Here is a 2,773-nt window from a genome sequence, read left to right as displayed (position 1 = left end):
GTTCAGCCCGTATCGCTGCCCTCACTGCGGAGGCAACACATGGCACGTCGGGCACCCACCGTTTCGCAAGGGGAAGCAATGATGGACGCCGTCCTATCCCGGCAGCCCACCGCTGAAGAGCAATCCAAAGCCGATCAGGATCAGCACCGCCAGCACGGCGAAGGTCACGATCACGGCGATCGGGATGCGTCCATCGCGTTTAGTTTGATAGTTAATCTTGCGAGCCATCGTTCAGTCCTCGCGATCATTGGCATCAGCGATATGATCGAGCGGGTCATCAGTCGTCACCTTGCCGTGGCCGTCGTCTCGCGTGTTGAATTTCGTACGTCCGGCGTCGGCAGCCGCGATCTGATCGGGAGAACCCTCGACCTCATCAATCCGCCCCGGTTGCTTCGTCTGACTGTCGGGCCGCTTGTTCAGCCCCTCCGTATGCTTCGAGGCGGGGTCGTGGCGCTGTTGGCGCTGGTCAATCTCTTTGGTCATCGTGTTCTCCTCTTCAGGAGGGAGAAACAGGGACAATCTGCATTTTGTTCACGAGGAGAAGCCTAAATGGGCATGGATCGTTTCGTCGCTCAGGTTGCCGCCTCAGGTGCGCTGGACAAGGCCGCCGCCGCAAAGCGCAAGGACCAGGCGAAGAAGGCTCGCCAGCGTGAGCGCCGCCGGATGAAGCAAGATATGTCCGCCGCCGTCGCCGCCGACATCTGGCAGGACCGCGACGGCAAGGCGCGGCCAACTGCCGAACGCCGCGCGCGCGGATCATGGGTGCTTCGTGATGGGGAGGATGCCGGGGTGACGATCGCAGTCGATGAGCACGCGCACGTGCTGGATCAGATGGCGTCCAAGGGCATCATCAGCAGCGGCCAGCAGCAGGCCGGACATGACCTCGCCGCGCTGATGGAGCGCACGCGCCTCGTCGCCGGTGGCCGGTCCTGCCTCGACTTCACCCCCGTTGGGCATGAGGGCGACGCCGAGCCGACCCACAGCGAGCTGCGGGATGCGAAAGAGCGCCGCGACCTCTACGGCAAGCTCGGGGCAGGGGTCTGGGCGCAGCTGCGGATGGTTTGCCACGAGGGGCACTGGCCGGACCGCATCAACGACTTGCGGCATGGGCTGGACGTGGCGGCGAAATATTGGATGGGGCACAAGAAGTAGTTGACCCGCCAAATCAAAAACGCTAGTTTCTCGCTTGGATAGTCATGTCCAGTGGTAGGCGCGCAGGGAAACCCGCGCGTTTTTCATTAGGCGTTCCTGAAAAGTTCAGGTATACGTGTCCGGCATCGTTCTTTTCGACCCTGATCCTTTTTGGCCCAGTAATCGTGACTTTCTGTGCCAAGCCGCTGCATATTGTGGGCGGCATTTTTTGAAGGAACACACGATGGCCAACGGCACCGTGAAATGGTTCAACGACACAAAAGGCTTCGGCTTCATTCAGCCGCAGTCGGGGACGAAGGACGTTTTCGTTCACATCTCGGCGCTTGAGCGCGCGGGCATCCGCAGCCTTCCTGATGGGCAGGCTGTGACCTTCGACGTCGAAAAAGACCGCAATGGTCGTGAATCCGCGACGAACCTCGCTCTCGCTTAGGTTCTAAGCCATCACCAAGTACTCTAAGCGCGGGCCAGTCATGGCACCGCGCTTTTCTATTTTCTAGCGGTTGCGACGCTCGACCGCGCCAGCCACCGGATCCTTTGTCGATGGGGCAGCAGCGATCACCTTAGGCTTTTCTTTCTTGGGCTTCTTCTCGTCGCGTTTCCGCTTATTCATGCCCTTGGCCATGATCCGGCTCCTATAAGACCGTCAGTATCGACGGATCGGCCAGCATAGGCTTTTGCTGCGAGAAAGATACATAATTCGCTGCCCTCCGGCGATCCATCCCTTAGCTTTCGGTGTCCCTCCACCGACCGCGTCAGGAACCGCGCCACGGCCCGACGCTTCGCCGGGATGGACCTCCAAAGGGCAGGAACGAAGGCAACCAAATCGCGTTATCCCCGGCCCATGACCGAGGACAGCCGATGCCTGCCGCCACATACGACCGACAGCACGAACTCGCGCGCCTCGACCGACTGGCACGGATGCTCGATGCGAAATTCAGGATGCCACTCTTCGGCTTCAAGTTCGGATGGGACGGCATCCTCGGCTTGATACCCGGGCTAGGCGATATGGCCACCACCGTGCCCGCCGCCTTGATCATCTATAGGGCGCACCAACTCGGCCTGCCGCGCCATGTCATTGCAAGGATGGCTGGCAATACGGCGGTAGATACGGTCTTCGGCTCAATACCGCTGCTGGGCAGCGTGTTCGACGTCTATTACAAATCGAACCTGCGGAACATCGCTCTGATCCGCAGGCACTTGGAGCGGCAGACCCAATAGGCCGGGCCGATACAGCTTCACCCCGGCAACTCAACCGGTCATCCGCACAACCGATAAGCTGACATGGGCGCAAGCCTCAACTCGTTGCCGGGGCGCCATGGGTGTTCGTAGACGGGAATGTCCGGCGGGCGGCAGAAACTGCGGGCCGGTCCTGCGCATCATAAGGCAGCATCACGGTAAAGCGCGCGGCAAGGCCGGGGGCGTCTCCAACCGCCACGAAGGCAAGCTGCTAAGCGCGAGGTCTGCGCACATCCGAAATGATCAGCGCGCCTCCATTCTGGATAACGACATATTTTTCCAGCGTAACGCCGCGGCCTAGCGTCTGCTCAGCGCCAGCTTTCGCTGCGATAAGCGCTCGTTCGGCCGAAGCAAGTGAGCTACTCCCCTGAAATCGGACAGTGAC

6 protein-coding genes are annotated in these 2,773 nt (G+C 60.7%); 3 read left to right on the top strand and 3 right to left on the bottom strand.

Going from position 1 to position 2,773, the window contains the following annotated elements; genetic code table 11:
• Positions 1-93: 93 nt before the first annotated feature.
• Positions 94-228, bottom strand: a complete 135-nt coding sequence (locus E2K76_RS21040) for a hypothetical protein (protein WP_281280761.1) — start codon at positions 226-228, stop codon at positions 94-96.
• A 3-nt stretch (positions 229-231) separates the two neighbouring features.
• Positions 232-483 carry a hypothetical protein gene (locus tag E2K76_RS20050; protein WP_136686202.1) on the bottom strand — a complete coding sequence of 84 codons (252 nt, stop codon included), beginning with the start codon at positions 481-483 and terminating at the stop codon, positions 232-234.
• 66 nt (positions 484-549) lie between these two features.
• Here E2K76_RS20050 and E2K76_RS20045 point away from each other — a divergent pair, with 66 nt between their 5' ends.
• Entirely contained in the window at positions 550-1,152 is a 603-nt protein-coding gene (locus E2K76_RS20045; protein WP_220432326.1) for a hypothetical protein, read from the top strand.
• A gap of 223 nt (positions 1,153-1,375) precedes the next feature.
• Positions 1,376-1,582: a cold-shock protein gene (locus E2K76_RS20040; protein WP_136686200.1), complete on the top strand. Its 207-nt coding sequence runs from the start codon at positions 1,376-1,378 to the stop codon at positions 1,580-1,582.
• A gap of 63 nt (positions 1,583-1,645) precedes the next feature.
• Here E2K76_RS20040 and E2K76_RS21035 read toward each other — a convergent pair whose 3' ends face one another.
• A complete protein-coding gene (locus tag E2K76_RS21035) occupies positions 1,646-1,774 on the bottom strand; it encodes a hypothetical protein (protein ID WP_281280760.1) in 129 nt (42 codons plus the stop codon).
• A 236-nt stretch (positions 1,775-2,010) separates the two neighbouring features.
• Between E2K76_RS21035 and E2K76_RS20035 the strand changes: the two genes are divergently transcribed.
• Positions 2,011-2,370: a DUF4112 domain-containing protein gene (locus E2K76_RS20035; protein ID WP_136686199.1), complete on the top strand. Its 360-nt coding sequence runs from the start codon at positions 2,011-2,013 to the stop codon at positions 2,368-2,370.
• Positions 2,371-2,773: the final 403 nt, after the last annotated feature.

The sequence above is a fragment of the Falsirhodobacter xinxiangensis genome (assembly GCF_004959935.1).
Taxonomy (GTDB): domain Bacteria; phylum Pseudomonadota; class Alphaproteobacteria; order Rhodobacterales; family Rhodobacteraceae; genus Falsirhodobacter; species Falsirhodobacter xinxiangensis.
This window is presented reverse-complemented; position numbering and strand designations above follow the sequence as displayed.